Origin of the sequence: Pedobacter hiemivivus (assembly GCF_005144565.1) — a bacterium.
In the GTDB taxonomy this organism is placed as follows: domain Bacteria; phylum Bacteroidota; class Bacteroidia; order Sphingobacteriales; family Sphingobacteriaceae; genus Pedobacter; species Pedobacter hiemivivus.
Genome location: NZ_SWDX01000005.1, coordinates 228,249 through 245,321 on the forward strand (window position 1 = coordinate 228,249; position 17,073 = coordinate 245,321).

14 protein-coding genes, 4 tRNA genes and 1 riboswitch are annotated in these 17,073 nt (G+C 39.7%); of the genes, 8 read left to right on the forward strand and 10 right to left on the reverse strand.

Features of this window, described 5'->3' with window-relative positions:
• Positions 1–66: 66 nt before the first annotated feature.
• Complete coding sequence (locus FBD94_RS14095) at positions 67–624, reverse strand: phage tail protein (RefSeq protein ID WP_136880649.1); 558 nt, start codon at positions 622–624, stop codon at positions 67–69.
• A gap of 37 nt (positions 625–661) precedes the next feature.
• Positions 662–1,600: a methionyl-tRNA formyltransferase gene (locus tag FBD94_RS14100; RefSeq protein ID WP_136880650.1), complete on the reverse strand. Its 939-nt coding sequence runs from the start codon at positions 1,598–1,600 to the stop codon at positions 662–664.
• Positions 1,601–1,727: 127 nt separating this feature from the next.
• On the opposite strand from FBD94_RS14100, the gene FBD94_RS14105 reads away from it, so the two are divergent.
• Positions 1,728–2,672, forward strand: coding sequence for a bifunctional UDP-sugar hydrolase/5'-nucleotidase (locus FBD94_RS14105; RefSeq protein ID WP_136880651.1), 945 nt, complete (start codon positions 1,728–1,730; stop codon positions 2,670–2,672).
• Here the strand turns inward: FBD94_RS14105 and cysC are convergent.
• The 7 genes from cysC to FBD94_RS14140 all read right to left on the reverse strand — a co-directional run bounded on the left by cysC (position 2,656) and on the right by FBD94_RS14140 (position 5,777).
• Positions 2,656–3,192 (reverse strand): adenylyl-sulfate kinase, encoded by a 537-nt coding sequence (gene cysC / locus FBD94_RS14110; RefSeq protein WP_136880652.1) that lies wholly within the window; start codon positions 3,190–3,192, stop codon positions 2,656–2,658. The two genes, FBD94_RS14105 and cysC, sit on opposite strands and share 17 nt — an antisense overlap.
• Positions 3,193–4,146 (reverse strand): phytanoyl-CoA dioxygenase family protein, encoded by a 954-nt coding sequence (locus tag FBD94_RS14115; RefSeq protein WP_136880653.1) that lies wholly within the window; start codon positions 4,144–4,146, stop codon positions 3,193–3,195.
• A gap of 29 nt (positions 4,147–4,175) precedes the next feature.
• A complete protein-coding gene (locus tag FBD94_RS14120) occupies positions 4,176–5,126 on the reverse strand; it encodes a hypothetical protein (protein WP_136880654.1) in 951 nt (316 codons plus the stop codon).
• Positions 5,127–5,327: 201 nt separating this feature from the next.
• Positions 5,328–5,399 (reverse strand) — tRNA-Glu (locus FBD94_RS14125).
• A gap of 41 nt (positions 5,400–5,440) precedes the next feature.
• Positions 5,441–5,516: transfer RNA gene (locus FBD94_RS14130), tRNA-Met, on the reverse strand.
• 73 nt (positions 5,517–5,589) lie between these two features.
• A tRNA-Glu gene (locus FBD94_RS14135) sits at positions 5,590–5,661 on the reverse strand.
• 40 nt (positions 5,662–5,701) lie between these two features.
• Positions 5,702–5,777 (reverse strand) — tRNA-Met (locus FBD94_RS14140).
• 111 nt (positions 5,778–5,888) lie between these two features.
• Between FBD94_RS14140 and era the strand changes: the two genes are divergently transcribed.
• Together era and der are read left to right on the forward strand one after the other, a co-directional pair.
• Positions 5,889–6,776, forward strand: a complete 888-nt coding sequence (gene era, locus FBD94_RS14145) for a GTPase Era (protein ID WP_131611111.1) — start codon at positions 5,889–5,891, stop codon at positions 6,774–6,776.
• A gap of 84 nt (positions 6,777–6,860) precedes the next feature.
• Complete coding sequence (gene der / locus FBD94_RS14150; RefSeq protein ID WP_136880655.1) at positions 6,861–8,162, forward strand: ribosome biogenesis GTPase Der; 1,302 nt, start codon at positions 6,861–6,863, stop codon at positions 8,160–8,162.
• 8 nt (positions 8,163–8,170) lie between these two features.
• On the opposite strand, the gene FBD94_RS14155 is transcribed toward der, so the two are convergent.
• Entirely contained in the window at positions 8,171–9,751 is a 1,581-nt protein-coding gene (locus FBD94_RS14155; protein ID WP_136880656.1) for a S41 family peptidase, read from the reverse strand.
• Positions 9,752–10,014: 263 nt separating this feature from the next.
• On the opposite strand from FBD94_RS14155, the gene murQ reads away from it, so the two are divergent.
• The 5 genes from murQ (at position 10,015) to metH (ending at position 17,071) form a co-directional block, all read left to right on the forward strand.
• A complete protein-coding gene (murQ, locus tag FBD94_RS14160; protein WP_136880657.1) occupies positions 10,015–10,833 on the forward strand; it encodes an N-acetylmuramic acid 6-phosphate etherase in 819 nt (272 codons plus the stop codon).
• Positions 10,834–10,847: 14 nt separating this feature from the next.
• The gene (locus FBD94_RS14165) at positions 10,848–11,420 is read left to right on the forward strand and encodes a hypothetical protein (protein ID WP_136880658.1); all 573 of its coding nucleotides are present in this window, start codon (positions 10,848–10,850) and stop codon (positions 11,418–11,420) included.
• Positions 11,421–11,468: 48 nt separating this feature from the next.
• The gene (locus tag FBD94_RS14170; RefSeq protein ID WP_136880659.1) at positions 11,469–12,221 is read left to right on the forward strand and encodes a Bax inhibitor-1/YccA family protein; all 753 of its coding nucleotides are present in this window, start codon (positions 11,469–11,471) and stop codon (positions 12,219–12,221) included.
• A gap of 185 nt (positions 12,222–12,406) precedes the next feature.
• The gene (locus FBD94_RS14175) at positions 12,407–13,066 is read left to right on the forward strand and encodes a hypothetical protein (RefSeq protein WP_136880660.1); all 660 of its coding nucleotides are present in this window, start codon (positions 12,407–12,409) and stop codon (positions 13,064–13,066) included.
• 118 nt (positions 13,067–13,184) lie between these two features.
• Positions 13,185–13,294: riboswitch (SAM riboswitch) on the forward strand.
• 117 nt (positions 13,295–13,411) lie between these two features.
• Positions 13,412–17,071, forward strand: coding sequence for a methionine synthase (gene metH, locus FBD94_RS14180; RefSeq protein WP_136880661.1), 3,660 nt, complete (start codon positions 13,412–13,414; stop codon positions 17,069–17,071).
• Positions 17,072–17,073: the final 2 nt, after the last annotated feature.

Sequence of the window (17,073 nt, forward strand, 5' to 3'; positions counted from 1 at the left end):
AGCGCATTCACAGGTACGACTTATTACGAGCAGGTGAATACCTACTCGTAATAACCCTATTTTAAATTAATTCCTTGATGGAAAAATGCCTTCCATACAAATGATGTAAGTCAGTGCAAGCACAGGTTGCAAAATAGAAATTGGTTGATTACCCCCAACTGCAGTAACAGTTGTTGTAACAGATGTTGGTGCAAGCGCAACATTAGGAGCACCAGTAGCATACATTTTAACATTATCCGTATTAATATCTTTAGCCGGTCCTATGGAAGTCGTAGCAGAAGGAATCACTGCAGATGTCCCCGTATTGTTGACATTTAAAGTAGAAGCGGCAGGATGGGTATGTAAAGGCATGTTAGTGGTCAAAATTGATATACTTTCAGTACCTGTCACCTCTCCTAATGTATAATTTGACAGCCCTGGCCCTTGACCCCAGCCAACCGCTACTCTACCACGTAGATCCGGCAACGCAAAGGTTGTTTGCCCATTCCCACCGTACGTGGTACCAAGAATTGAAAAAAGTGCTGTGTTTTGGGCAATACCAATAATCTGTCCATTACACAACTGCCAACCTCTTGGCGCAAAATTTCCTCCGAAAAGCTTTACAACACCTATAAATTCTTCCATAACTATTTTTTTTATTATTTAATTTGTATATTTTTTTCTAATTTAAACTCACAAATCTATCTCCTCGTTTTAATCCCATTGCACACCATTTTTTTCCGCTAAAAATGCCGTTCTCAGTTTCCACAATATTGAATAGCAACAGTTGCTTATCCGCAGTAAGGACCATTGGTCCGTGATGTGGGTCAATATGAAAAACTGTTCCGGGAACCACAGTACCAGGCTCAAACTTTCCATCTACCCCAGAAACTTCCAAAATTCGAACTGGCTGTTCGTTCAAATAGCTAACAGCACCGTTATACCTGGGATTTGCAGCATTCACCAAATTTTCAATCTCTACTGCCGACTGTTGTTCCCAGTTAATTGTGAGATCATCAACTTGCGGACGCTTAAAATAACTAGTCTGAATCTCAGATTCTGCTGCAATATATTTTTCCGCTAAAATGTTCTGAAATATTTCATCAAGGTTCTGCGACAACAGTAATGTCAATCGGACAGCTGCAAGTCCATAATTCTCTCCTGGCATCAAAACCATTGCTTTCCTGAAAACCAATGGGCCCTCATCAAGTATATCAGTCATTTTGTGTATGCTCAGGCCAATCTCCTTTAGACCATTTTTTAATTGCCAGAATACAGGATCAGGACCTTTGTAGGCTGGCAGCATACTATAATGCACATTAAATACACCTTTCTCCGGAATATTTAGGATACTTTCAGGAATTTTAAAAGGAAAAGTCATGACTAGCGCAGCATTGCAACCAGTCGCCAAAATCCAGGAATTTACTTCCCGACCTTTTTTTAGATCAGCAGCACTTACTTTCAATAAAGGAATTTGCTGTGCTTCCGCATATTCAACTGTACTTAATAAATCATTATTAGAAGTATCAGGAATGATAATTCCAACAACTTGAATATGATCTAATATACCTGTCACTGTTTTAACAAACAGAGAGCTGTTAGCGAATATGAGAATCTTCATTAATTAAGACGATAGATAGATGATTATGACATAAACGTAGAGAAAAAAAAATAAACATCCACAATAAAAAAAAAATTATTTCGTTCGATGTTTTTTTATAACTTTCGTTTTTATAAAAATTATTCCCATGGTATCAAAACGAAGGTCATTTTTAAAAAACTCATCAATTCTTGCGGGCTCCATATTATTGGGTAGCTCAGTGGATAGCATAGCCGCTTTCAGCAAGGAATTAAATGGAACTTTAGCTAGCAATGCCCTTTCCATTTTACATACTTCCGGTTTATCAGGTTCTCTTAATCCTGTTGCCGGACCTTTTGGAGGATTAAAAAAGGTAAATCAACTTTTCATTAGACGCGATACCAGCCATTTAATACTCGATTCAGGGAACTTTCTTCAGGAGGGGGGCCAAACAGAGGATCATTTCGAAGTGATCAGGTTGATGAATAAAATGGGATACCGGGCAACAACGATTGGCAAAAATGAGCTCTCTATGGGCCAGGAACAACTCGCTGCAATTTTACCTTCTCTAAATTTCGAACTGGTTAACTGCAATTATAATTTTAGTCATACAACATTATCTTCACGCATAAAACCATATATAATACTGAATTCCGGAAAAGTTAAAATTGGAATTACTGGGGTTGGTAATTGCGCTCCTATTACCGGTGTTCAAATAAGTGAACCTTTTCAGGCAGTAAATCAAATCGCCAAAAAACTAAAAAGAGATTTAAAATGCGATTTTGTTATTTGTCTAACACAGTTTAGCAAAAATACAAAAACATACAATGATAAGAAATTAGCTGAAGCCTCCGAATACGTCGATTTAATCATTGGTGGAGAGAGGAACAAAGTTACAAAGAATGCCTACGTGGCAAAAAATCAGAAGAAGTATGATGTACTCGTTAGCCAGGCGGGTTCAGAAGGAAAAACCGTTGGTGAATTAACCTACGAGTTTAATCAGTTTAATACCATTATAGGCTTAAAACACAAATATAGCATTTCAGGCATGTCCCAATATGCTAGCTTCAAGCAAAAACATGAGGTATTTCAACTGCTTACTGCGGTTGTCTGATACGCTGTTTTAAGAAAAATGTTAGCTGATCAAGACACACTTTCGTGGAAGATCTGGTTGTTTCTATGACGAGTGCAGGCTTATCAGGGACATCAAAAGTATCATTTACCCCAGTAAGGTTGTAAATTTTTTCCAGATGTTTATCCGGCAGCATTGCTTTGTAGTAAAGTCCTTTTGTATCTCTTTTTATTAGTGTTTCAAGCTCGCACTTTATCCATACCACTTCTGCCTGATGAGTTAAACGGATATGGTTGCGTCCTATTTCAAAAGGATTGATTATGGAAAGGATCAGCACATCATATTGCGACCTTAGTTTTTCCGCCTCTGCTGCAATCCGTCTTACGTTTTCAAGTCGGTCAGCTTTACTAAAACCAAGATCTTTGCACAAAGTCTGCCGATAATGATCCCCATCCAGAACCATTACCTTTAGCCCCTCCTTTTCAAATTGATGGAATACGGCATTTGCCAGGGTAGTTTTTCCAGATCCCGAAAGACCGCAAAACTGAACAATTACACCCATCTAGATTTTTGTAAAACTAATATATTGAACAAATCTTGGCAGGTCCGATTGATTTTTGCCCGCTGCATGAGGAATCGTATTCTGCCAAAGGATTAGATCCCCCTTTTCACCAGGAACAGGCACCGATCGCTCTGTTATCCGCATATACTCATGTGCCCTATCTAAAGAAGAAAAATCCCTTATCCAGTCCTTAAACTTATTGTTAAAGCCAGGAACCAAATGCAATGGCCCTCTTTCAATAGGAACATCATCCAAATAAACCAAGGCTTGAATGTGCGGTGTAACAGGATGGGACAAATCCAGATCCCAATGTAAATTGCCATGCCTAAATGCCCAGCCCTGCGTTTCGGGTGGGTTATAACCTAACTTTTCCGTGTTCGGAATAATTTTAGTGCTTTTATAAAGAGCTGCAAATATATCAAAGATGTGTGGGTCTTGCCTAATGACCTCCATCTCTTCGTTCTGATATAGCTGAAGCATAATCCCCTGCCAATCCGGATGGGGAACATACCAGGTTTCAGGAAATTCGAGATGAAGGTTCAAATACCTGCAAATCTTGTGCTTCACTGCATCACAGTGTGCTCCGTCAACAACTTTAGGTATCCTTAAATAGCCATTTTCTTCCCAAAATTTAACTTGTTCTGCACTCAGCACATTAGAAGGCAAAATTTCAGTTGTTTCAGAGCCCCTCTCAAGGTTTTGCCATTTTTTAAATTGCTCATCCGCACGATTTACAAAATCCTGTCCCTTCAACTGAGTAACCCAATCTATAAAATGTTCAAAATCCCTGCATTCGGAATATAGAAAAAAGTAAGTTTCAAATTTCCCAAGTCCGTAAATACCCAACCATATTGTCTCGATATGGTCAAAATCTGAATCCGCTAAATTCCGAACCCCTGATTTCCGGATCTGATGTGTCTCGTATAACAGTTTGCTAAAGTTGCAGTTTATCATTTTACTATGCTTAACTCTAATTAATTGTACTAATAATTTTTAAATTGAATGTATGCCTCCATACAATGATGATAATAATGACGAATCTCAGCCGTCTTATCCTTTTTAAAAAGTTCCTGGCCTGCTTTACTATGATAATTCAGACGGTTATAAATTCGTTCAGGATTATGAATTGAAATACCTGCAAATGCTGAAAATTCTGTCAGCATTTTAAATACTCCATCTCCATAATCGGTAAAAGCATTTTTTGGATGACCCAACCGTTGTATATACTGCATTTGCAGAAAAAAATGCTCCAAAACATCAGCAGTATAGCTGTTGAAATCACCTCCATATTCTTTTGAAGCATCAATTTTGAGCAAATCTTTGTTGACCATCCCAGGCACGGCATGTATACCCCGTCGCTTTTCGTGCGAGGCAAGAACCTCATCGGGCCTACGGGACAAGAAAAAAAATGGTGTATCAGGAAACCAGCTTCTTAACAATTCATAAAAGTGAATGTGCCAGCTATCTAATTTAATGATATAGCCCGTTTCTTTCGAATTTCTGTGCTGCCCCATTAAATTTAACGCTGCCTTAAACCAGGCCTCTTTTTTTTCAGTTGGCAAGTTATCGTCTTTTTCTGAAGCCCTCAAGATCTCGTCTAGCAAAGGAGCCTCCGCAATGACAATATTTTCATCCATTTCGCAAAAAGCCTGTGTAACTAAAGTAGAACCACATCTCGATACGTGAAAAATAAAGGCATTTGGTTTTAAATGTGGGATATTTTCAGCTACCTCTTTCATAAAATCCGGAGAACTGAAGCTCTTAAGCATTGTTTTTTGCGCCCTCCTACTTCTGCACTTCATGATTGTTTCATCAAAAAAGGGCTCGACAATTTTGCTATCCTGCAAATCCATCCAGGTTACTTTCCAGCCCTCAAGTTCATCATATAGGAATTGATATGGAATCCAGTTTTTTAAAGGGTGATCTTTATTCATAGGATGATAAATTCATACTTTTCAGACTGCTGGATTTTTTCATCATATTTAAAATTGAATCTTATTTGTACCAAAGGTGTTTTGCTAATTAACCAAAGATAAAAAAAAACGTTATTGTAGCTAGTCTCCCATTCAAAATGCCCTTAAATGAATAAAAGTTGGCTTCCAGCATATTGCCTTAAACCAACTTTTATTTTTATGTAGCCCGCAGGGGAATCGAACCCCTATTTCCAGAATGAAAATCTGGCGTCCTAACCGGTAGACGAGCGGGCCATTTAGTAAAGCGACTCACATTGCTGCTTATGCCTTACTTTTGGTAGCGGGGACCAGACTCGAACTGATGACCTTCGGGTTATGAGCCCGACGAGCTACCAACTGCTCCACCCCGCACTATATGTTTACAAAACTTCGTTTGTAAATGCTTTTGCCTCTTAAAACCGTTTAACTCGGCAATTGGCTTCCGTAGCCCGTAGGGGAATCGAACCCCTGTTTCCAGAATGAAAATCTGGCGTCCTCACCCCTAGACGAACGGGCCATTTAAGATTGCCTCAGCTTTATTAAAGCTGCGAACCTTTTGGTAGCGGGGACCAGACTCGAACTGATGACCTTCGGGTTATGAGCCCGACGAGCTACCAACTGCTCCACCCCGCACTATATACAATTTCTTTAGTTTTTGTTAAATCCTTAACTCTTCCTCCGAATTGGAATGCAAAGATATAATTCGTTCCTTTGCAATGCAAATTTATTTTAAAAAATATTTTCATGTCGCATAAAGCAGGTTTTGTAAGTATAATAGGTAAGCCCAATGTGGGCAAATCAACCCTAATGAATGCCCTAGTGGGCGAAAAGCTCTCTATCATTACTCCAAAAGCACAGACTACCCGTCACCGCATTTTAGGAATCGTGAATGAAGAAAGCTACCAAATTGTTTTTTCGGACACGCCCGGCATCATAAAACCGCTGTATGGTTTGCAAGATTCTATGATGAGTTCGGTAAAAGGAGCATTGACTGATGCCGATTTAATTCTTTTTGTAACCGACATCAATGAGCAGCATGATGAAAATGATGTGCTTGAAAAAATCATCAATACCGAAATCCCATTGGTAGTGCTTTTGAATAAAATTGATAATTCTACACAGGAACAAGTAGATGAGAAATTCGCTTACTGGCAGGAAAAGTTAAACCCTAAACATATATATGCGATCTCGGCCCTGCATAAGTATAACCTCGAAGGTATTTTGCCGATGATATTGGACTATATCCCCGAGCATCCAGCTTATTATGATAAGGAAGAATTAACCGACCGTAGCCAGCGCTTCTTCGTTTCGGAAATTATAAGAGAGAAAATATTCTTCAATTATAAAAAAGAAATCCCATACAGTACTGAGGTTATCGTTACCGCCTTTAAAGAAGAACAAAGTAAAAATGGACCAATGGTGCGCATTACCGCCGAGATTGTAGTTGAACGCGATTCGCAAAAAAACATTCTGATCGGGACAGGTGGTACAATGCTTAAAAAAGTAGGTATGGAGGCCCGTAAAGACATCGAGAAATTCTTGGATCAGAAAGTTTTCCTGGAAACTTTTGTAAAGGTAATCCCAGATTGGCGCAGTAAAAAGAACTACCTCAAAAGCTTCGGTTACGACTAAGATTTCTTAACAAAAAACTAAAATCAGTCATATCCACAGGATTGTGTATCTTTGTGGCTTTTAAAATATTCGTATAAAACACCCATGGCAAACATTATTGCAATTGTCGGAAGACCTAACGTAGGCAAATCTACCCTTTTTAACCGCTTAACTGAGAGTCGTAAAGCTATTGTTGATGATTTCAGCGGGGTAACGCGCGATCGTCATTATGGATCAGCAGAGTGGACAGATAAACAATTTACAGTGATCGATACTGGCGGTTATGTAGCCAATTCGGAAGATGTATTTGAAGCTGCCATCCGCGAGCAAGTAGTTATTGCCATAGAAGAAGCCACTGTGCTTTTGTTTATGGTTGATGTAACTACAGGCATTACCGATCTGGATGATGAGATTGCTCAATTGCTGAGACGCAGTAAAAAACCAGTATACATTGTTGTAAATAAGGTAGACAATACCCAGTTACAAAATGAGGCTGCTGTATTTTACAGCTTTGGTCTTGGAGAGATCCATCCCATATCGTCTATGACTGGATCAGGAACTGGAGATTTATTAGACGAGGTGATCAAACACTTCGAAGATCTCCCTGAGGAAGAAAATGCATTACCTAAGCTGACTATTGTAGGAAGACCAAATGTTGGTAAATCCTCTTTAATCAACGCACTAATTGGTAAAGAAAGAAATATTGTAACCCCTATTGCAGGTACTACAAGGGATTCGATCCATATCCACTACAATCAATTCGGTCACGAGTTTATGTTTATTGATACTGCCGGTTTGCGTAAAAAAACCAAAGTAAAAGAAAACATAGAATTTTACTCCGTAATGCGTACAATTAAGGCGCTCGAAGAAGCCGATGTAGTGATATTAATGATTGATGCTACGGAAGGTTTGGAATCGCAGGACGTGAACATTTTCCACCTGGCAGAGAAAAACAAGAAAGGTATCGTTATCTTAGTTAACAAGTGGGATTTAGTAGAGAAGAACAGCAAAACAGTAAATGTTTTTGAAGATCAGATCCGCCAAAAACTACAACCGTTTACTGATATCCCTATCATCTTCACTTCGGTTGTCAACAAACAACGTATATTCCAGGCTATTGAAGCCGCTCTTGAGGTATTTAAGAACAGAGGCAAGAAGATCCCTACATCAAAATTAAATGATGTGATGTTGCCAATCATTGAAAAATACCCACCTCCTGCATTGAAAGGAAAATACATTAAAATCAAATACATCACTCAGATCAATGGTACATCTCCGATGTTCGCCTTCTTCTGTAACCTCCCTCAATACATTAAAGAACCGTATAAACGTTTCATTGAGAATAAGCTACGTGAGAACTTTGATTTTAGCGGAGTGCCAATTCAAATCTATTTCAGACAGAAATAAAAAGAGTTTTACTGCAAGCTGGTAACAGCTTGCTTAACCATAGGATCACTTAGGTTTAATGCCTTATAATAACCGGCATCACCTAAGTGATACTTGTATAAAAGCAGTTTGATTTCATTACAAATGAGTGCTTTTGAAGCGCTCAACTGCTTTTGATCTATCACCACATCCCTATTCTGGATATACTTTACTAAATCTCTATAGTCAACATCACTGATGGAGAATGCAGACATATTTTGATCTAAGTAACTCGCATTATACCTATTGGCCAAGACATCATACACAAAGTCAAACAATATCTTTTTAGAAATTAGCTTACTGTAAAACCTATTGTACCCCATGGTATCTAACTTTACATAAATATCAGGCTGAATCCCCCCTCTGGTAAGGCTTTTATTCTTTACCGTATCTTTTGCACTATATATATTATCAGTAGTCAGCTCACCATCGTTAAAACGGTCGTCAATTTCATTCTTATAGGCCGTATAACCCTTTTTATACGATTTCTGGATACTTCTACCCAAAGGCGTGTAATAACGCGCTATGGTCAGGTTTAAAGCAGAGCCGTCACCAAAAGGAAATTGTTCCTGCACTAGCCCTTTACCAAAAGACCGGCGACCGATGATCACCCCTCTACCCCAGTCCTGTACCGCACCCGCAAGAATCTCGCTCGCAGAAGCTGAGTTTTCATTAATCAGGACAGCTAGCTTACCTTGTTCAAACTCTCCCCCACCCGAAGTGGTATAGTCTGTACGAGGCTCATGCTTTCCTTCTGTATATACAATCAACTTGTTCTCTTGCAAAATTTGGTTGGCCAAACCAGTAGCAGCACTCAGGTAACCACCTCCGTTATCTCGCAAGTCAAGAATCAGCTTTTTCATACCTTTTGACTTCAGTGTTTTTATGGCTTCTATAAAATCTTTGTCTGTATCTGCTCCGAACTTACTGATCCTGATATACGCCGTTTCTGGGTTTAACAGGTAGGCAGCATCGATACTACTCACTTTCACACGACTACGGTTAACAAAAAAAACCACCTGCTGCGTATCTTTAGGATGAACGATAGTCAACTTCACGGCAGTGCCCTTTTTACCCCTGATCCGTCCAATCATCTGTTCCCTTGGCAAGGCTTTACCACTCACCATAACCGTATCTATTTTCAGGATTTTATCCCCTTGCTTAATCCCTGCATTAAAAGCCGGGCCATCTTTTACCACATTGGTGACCAACAAAGTATCGTTCAGAATATAATATTCAATACCGATCCCCTCAAAATTTCCCTCTAACGCTTCGGTCAATTCATTAGCCTCAACTGCAGGAAGGTACATACTATGTGGATCCAGTTGATGCAGCAGGCTATCGATAGGTAAGTGATTTAATGAGTCGGCGTTAACTTCATCAACATAGTTTTTATTGATGATATGAATGATTTCATCTACTTTTTCAGTATTGTTATTGGCAAACGTTACTGGCTTTTGAAACTGATACCCTTGATCCTTCAAAAATTTATAGCCCAAAAACATTCCTACGATTAACGTAGTCGAATAAGTAAGGGCGATTAAGACATTAAAATGGGTATTCTTTTTCATAGATAAACGCTGCGTAAAGTTATAAAATTACCCAGTCAAATAATAAATTAAACTATGTTCATTTGCAATTGTTTAGCTTTTTGATGGAATTATTACAGAAGGTTCAGAATTAGGTATAAATTATATGGTTTTTGCGCTTAAATTTCTTGTTTAACAAGAAAATAACGAATTTTATAAATCTATCCTTTCAATACAATTACGAGTAAAAAAGAATGGATGGCTGAGTATAGCCATAAAACGAGATAAAAATACATAGAGAAAATATGATAAGAGTAACCGAGCAAGAGTCAAAGTACCACGATATCGACCAAATGTCGGTACTTGAAATTCTGAAAGGCATTAACGAAGAAGATAAACTTGTTCCACAGGCTGTAGAAAAAGCGATCCCGCAAATAGAGAAATTAGCAACCGCAGTAGCAGAGCGAATGGCTGATGGGGGTAGATTATTTTACATTGGAGCAGGTACAAGCGGCCGTTTAGGTGTGGTTGATGCATCAGAATGTCCACCAACATTTGGCGTTCCTTTTGACTGGGTAGTTGGCATTATTGCTGGTGGCGATACCGCGATTAGAAAAGCTGTTGAAAACGCAGAGGATGATGTTGATCAGGCATGGATAGACCTTCAAGAGTACAACATCAATGCTAAAGATTCATTAATAGGACTGGCAGCTTCGGGCACGACACCTTATGTCGTATCAGGCTTAAACACGGCTCGTAGCAAAGGAATCCTTACCGGATGTATCGTATGTAATGAAGGTGGCCCTATCGCTGCCGAAAGCGATTTCCCAGTAGAAGTGGTGGTTGGCCCCGAGTTTTTAACCGGATCAACCCGTATGAAATCTGGCACAGCACAAAAGCTGGTTTTAAATATGCTGAGTACCACGGTAATGATCAGATTGGGCCGGGTAAAAGGCAATAAAATGGTGGATATGCAGTTAACCAACCATAAACTGGTTGACAGGGGTACGCAAATGGTAATGGACGAACTACACATCGATTACGACCATGCCGCAGAGTTACTATTGCGTTACGGAAGCGTTCGCAAAGCTGTCGAAGCCAGTAGAGCAAATGATAACAAATAACTGCAAACAAGCATATGCACGAAATAGAACCTTATTATCTTTGGAGGGATGATTATATAGCAGCAGAGGATGAGCGTTCGCCCTTTTACAACACAGAGTATTCGGAGTTTTATTTTGACAAGCAGCTATACAACTACCTCATTCATCCACAATGGGATGATTTTGGGTCGGGTACTTTATACCTGAAAGTATTGTATGTGGACTATGATAGAAACTTCGCGATCATTGAGTTTATGGGCGAGTGGAACGATGCTATTGGCAATGACATTATGCTTTTAAAACGTGAAATTCTGGAACTGATGATGGATGAAGGCATCAACAAATTCATCCTTATTGGCGAAAACGTGTTGAACTACCATGCTTCTGATGAAGACAGCTATTATGAAGAGTGGTTTCAGGAAGTCGAAGATGGTTGGATTACCGGGATTAACTTCCAGGAACACGTCATCAATGAGTTCAAAAGCAATAACATTGACTACTACATTAACTTTGGTGGACAGCTTGACGATTTGGCATGGCGCACCTTAAAACCACTTCAATTCTTTAAAAAAGTTGAAGAAACCCTGACAAAAAGGCTTGGGGCATAGCTTTTGTATGATAGAAACAATTAGTACCTTTAAATAAATTAAAAACAAATGGATAACAAAAATAATTACGACTGGTCACAACAATCTGTTTTTGTAGAAAAGACAACGGCTGGAGTGGCTAAGAAATTCTTTGCTAATGTGTTCTTATGGATGTTTGTAGCATTAAGCTTATCAAGCTTTGCGGCTTACTATATGTCGAGCACACCTGAAATGATGACTTACCTGATCAATCAGGAAACTGGTAAAATGGGTATGTTAGGTTGGGTAGCAATGCTTTCACCACTTGGGTTGGTTTTATTGATGAGCGCCGGCCTTAACCGTCTTTCTTTTGGGGCATTAGTAGGCGTTTTCATCCTTTATTCTGTATTAACGGGGGTAAGCTTAAGCTTTATTCTACTAGCATACACCTCCGGTTCGGTATTGAGCTGCTTTATTGGTGCTGCCGGTATCTTCGGTATCATGGCCGTAATGGGCTATACTACCAATGTGGATTTAAGTAAATTTGGCCCAATCTTAATGATCGGTGTAGTAGGCCTAGTGATTGCCAGTGTGGTAAATATGTTCATTCAAAGTGCAAACTTTAGCTTGTTCATGGCCTTTATCGGTATCGCTATCTTTACGGCCTTAACTGCTTACGACGTTCAAAAACTGAAAAGAATAGGTGCTGGTTTAGAAGAAAGTGGTGCACAGATGCAAGATGCTGATACTAAAAAATTGGCTATCATGGGTGCTTTATCACTTTATCTTGACTTCTTAAACATCTTCATTTACTTGCTAAGAATATTCGGAGACAGAAGATAATACTTCTTTATATAACAACGAAGCCCCCTGACCTAAAATCAGGGGGCTTCGTTGTTATCATCTTTTTATGTGTTCCTCCTGCGCTATCTAGCTAAATAATTACACTAGCGAATACTGCACAATATAAAAAACGATTACATTAGCACCGGCAGTGTTAGGTACTGCCACAAAACACACCTACACAAATGAATTACAAAAAACTACTTATCCTAAGCTTAATGCTATGCATTGGCCTGGCAGGCAAAGCCCAAGAATTTCTTAGCGCCAAATTCACAATCGAAGATTATAAAAAGGGAGTCCAAGAAGTTGAACTAACTTATAACACTTTCATTATCGGCATTAGCCCTAAAGGAGAAATTGCCTTTATTGAACCTTTAAAAAGAAGCAGACCAAACCAATGGGATGACTTTGAGGATAATCCTGTACGTGGCTTAAAAAACCTAGGAAATTTAAAAGTTACCTACTATGATAATTTTGATAAAATTAAGGCTGGAAAGATCAAATCAATAGATGGAATCGCATTTGACTATTACGGCACGTTTGATATGCATGACCCAAAAGGCAGCTTAAAATCTATTGGAAAAATGGCCATCAATTACAATAACGTATTTGATATGCGTGAACCTAAGGGCACGTTTAAATCAATTGGCGACATCTCTATCAAGTACAACAATGTATTTGACAGGGGCGAGATCCAAGAAAGCCTGAAATCAATCGGTCCTGTTCAAATTACATGGTATAAGGAGGATGAAGAAAAGCACGGAAAAATAAGATCTATCAGAGGAAATACGCAGGCATTGTACGTTACCAAAGCTAAGTACCACAACAACAATAATCTTAAATAAACTACTGAAATACAGAATATAATTCTATTTCCAACAACAAACAGAAGGATTCATACAATTTTATATGCTTTACCCTCTGTTTTTTTGGAAATGATTTTTCTTTGTTGCACCTTTGTAAGGCTTATAGAGAAAGACGGAGGGATTAGACCCTGCGAAGTCTTGGCAACCTGTGCTTACAAGGTGCTAAATTCTACTGGAACCGAACCATTGATTCCGGAAAGATAAGTTGAATTCGTACAACACCTGAATTCCGAATAAGCTTTGTATGTAATGAGTTCGGCACTTGTTTAGGCTTTCGCCTCTATCAAAAATAGCTTATTACCTGCTCATATGATTTTTTGTTAAATGAACATTAGAGAAGAATTAGAAAAACGGATCCTAATTATTGATGGTGCGATGGGCACTATGATACAGCGATACGTTTTGACTGAAGAAGATTTTAGAGGCGAGCGCTTCAAAAATCACCCATGTGATGTAAAAGGGAACAACGACTTACTAAACTTAACCCGTCCCGACATCATTAAAGCGATACATACCGAATACCTAAAGGCCGGTACTGATATCATTGAGACCAACACTTTTAGCACACAGCGTATTTCACTGGCTGATTACCAGATGGAAGAACTGGATTATGAGATGAGCTTTGAAGGCGCTAAAATTGCTAAAGAAGCGGCAAATGAATTTATGGCGGCCAACCCCGACCGTAAATGTTTTGTTGCCGGGGCTGTAGGGCCAACCAACAGAACCTTGTCTATCTCTCCAGATGTAAATGATCCTGGTTTTAGGGCCATTACCTTCGATGAGCTGGTTGATGCTTATGATCAGCAGGTTCGCGGATTGGTTGATGGAGGCGCGGATCTACTGTTAATTGAAACCATTTTTGATACTTTAAATGCCAAAGCTGCCATATCTTCTATTAAAAAGTATGAGACAGAAATTGGCCGTAAAATAGAGATCATGATCTCAGGCACCATTACCGACGCCTCGGGAAGGACTTTAAGCGGACAAACCGCTGAAGCATTCCTAAATTCGGTGATCCACGCAAACCCATTAAGCATCGGGTTTAACTGTGCATTGGGGGCTAAAGACATGAGACCGCACATTGAAGAACTTTCGGCAAAAGCCCCTTGTTACGTTTCGGCTTATCCAAACGCAGGGTTGCCAAACGAGTTTGGTGCCTACGATGAAATGCCGCACGAAACGGCTCATCTGGTAGGAGATTTTATCCAGCATGGCTTTGTGAACATAGTTGGCGGCTGCTGTGGTACTACTCCAGATCATATCGGATGTATTGCTGCGAAAGCAAAAAATGTAGCCCCTCGTAAAATCCCACATATTAAACCTTATATGCGTTTAAGTGGATTGGAGCCGGTTACCATTACACCTGAAAGCATTTTCGTAAACATTGGTGAGCGTACCAACATTACCGGATCGCCAAAATTCTCTAAACTAATTCTGGGTGGAGATTTTGAAGCGGCCTTAACCGTTGCCCGTCAACAGGTTGAAGGTGGAGCACAGGTAATAGATGTGAACATGGATGAGGGGATGATCGATTCGGAAGCTTCGATGACGAAATTCCTGAACCTGATTGCTTCTGAACCTGATATTTCTAAACTACCAATCATGGTCGATTCTTCGAAATGGACTGTAATTGAGGCTGGATTAAAATGCTTGCAGGGAAAAGGAATTGTAAACTCGATCTCGCTTAAAGAAGGAGAAGAGAAATTTAAAGAGAGTGCCCGCAAAATTATGACTTACGGTGCTGCCGTAGTAGTAATGGCTTTTGATGAGCAGGGACAGGCTGATAATTTTGAAAGAAGAAAAGAGATCTGTAAAAGGTCATACGATATTTTAGTAGATGAAATCGGCTTTCCACCGCAAGACATTATTTTTGATCCAAACATCCTAACGGTTGCGACCGGTCTGGAGGAACACAATAACTATGCGGTAGATTTTATAAATGCGACCCGCTGGATTAAGGAAAATCTGCCTTACGCAAAAGTAAGCGGTGGGGTATCTAATATTTCCTTCTCTTTTAGAGGGAATAACACAGTTAGAGAGGCGATGCACTCTGCATTTTTATACCATGCCATCCAGGCTGGGCTGGATATGGGAATTGTCAATGCCGGAATGCTAGAGGTTTATCAGGAGATTCCACCTGAGCTGCTTGTACTGGTTGAAGATGTTTTGTTGAACCGTAGGGATGATGCGACAGAAAGATTGGTTGAATTTGCAGATACCATCAAATCTAAAGGAAAAGAGATTGTAAGAGATGAGGAATGGCGTAAAAATCCAGTTGAAGAAAGACTTTCTCATGCTTTAGTTAAAGGGATCATTGAATATCTGGATGATGATGTGGAAGAAGCCCGCCAGAAATACGCAAGGCCAATTCAGGTAATCGAAGGTCCATTGATGGATGGGATGAACATTGTAGGTGACCTTTTTGGTGCCGGAAAAATGTTTTTACCACAGGTTGTAAAATCTGCCCGTGTAATGAAAAAAGCAGTGGCTTATTTACTACCTTTTATTGAACAGGAGAAATTAGACAATCCTGATCAGGACCAGAACTCATCTGCAGGCCGGATCTTAATGGCCACCGTAAAAGGTGATGTACATGACATCGGAAAAAATATTGTAGGCGTTGTTTTAGCTTGTAACAACTTCGAAATCGTAGATATGGGCGTAATGGTACCTGCGCAGGATATCATTAAAAAAGCCAAAGAAATTAATGCTGATATTATTGGTTTAAGTGGCTTGATCACCCCTTCGTTGGATGAGATGGTTCATTTTGCCAAAGAAATGGAACGTGAAGGTTTTACCATTCCATTGATGATTGGTGGCGCGACAACTTCCCGGATCCATGCAGCCGTAAAGGTGGCACCAAACTATTCTGGTCCGGCGATACATGTTTTAGATGCTTCGAGAAGTGTAACTGTTGCTAGCACATTGATGAACAAAGACACCAGAGACGAATATATCTCTGGTATCAGGGCTGAGTATGATAAAGCACGTGAAGCACATTTAAACAAGCGATCTGACAAACGTTTTAAAACCATTGAAGAAGCACGTAAGGATAACTTTAAAATAGATCCGGCACTAGTGGCCCCTGCTCCTAAATTTACAGGAACCCAGGTATTTGAAAATTATCCTTTAGAAGAACTGGTACCATACATTGACTGGACACCATTTTTCCAAACCTGGGAACTTCGCGGAAGCTACCCAAGGATACTGGAAGATAAAGTTGTAGGTGATGAGGCCAAGAAATTATTTGCTGATGCACAGGCCTTGTTAAAAAGGATTGTTGATGAGAAATTGTTAACTGCAAAAGCAGTAATTGGTTTCTGGCCAGCAAATGCTGTGGGTGATGATATTGTATTGGATGTTGATGGTAAAGAGGTGGTGATCCATACTTTACGCCAGCAGGCAGAAAAAACCGCCGATCAGCCTTACTATGCGCTTTCGGATTTTGTAGCCCAAAAAGAGATAGGTGTACCTGATTATTTTGGCGGCTTTGCCTTAACAACCGGCATTGGTTGTGATGAGCTGGTTGCTGAATTTGAAGCTGCTTATGATGATTACAACAGCATTATGGCTAAAGCATTGGCCGATAGGCTGGCAGAAGCATTTGCGGAAAGAATGCATGAACTAGTAAGAAAGGATTATTGGGGATATGCTAAGGATGAGACCTTAGATAACGAGGCGCTGATAAAAGAAGAATATTCCGGTATTCGTCCGGCACCAGGTTACCCAGCTTGTCCGGAACATACCGAAAAAGGTACTTTGTTTGAACTATTGGATGCTGAGGCTAAAATTGGTCTTCGTTTAACGGAAAGCTATGCCATGTACCCTACTGCAGCAGTAAGCGGGTTTTATTTTGCTCACCCACAATCGAGATATTTTGGATTGGGTAAAATTACGAAAGACCAGGTTGAAGATTATGCAGTAAGGAAAAACATGCCACTTGAAGAAGTTGAAAGATGGCTGAGTCCTAACCTGGCGTATTAAGA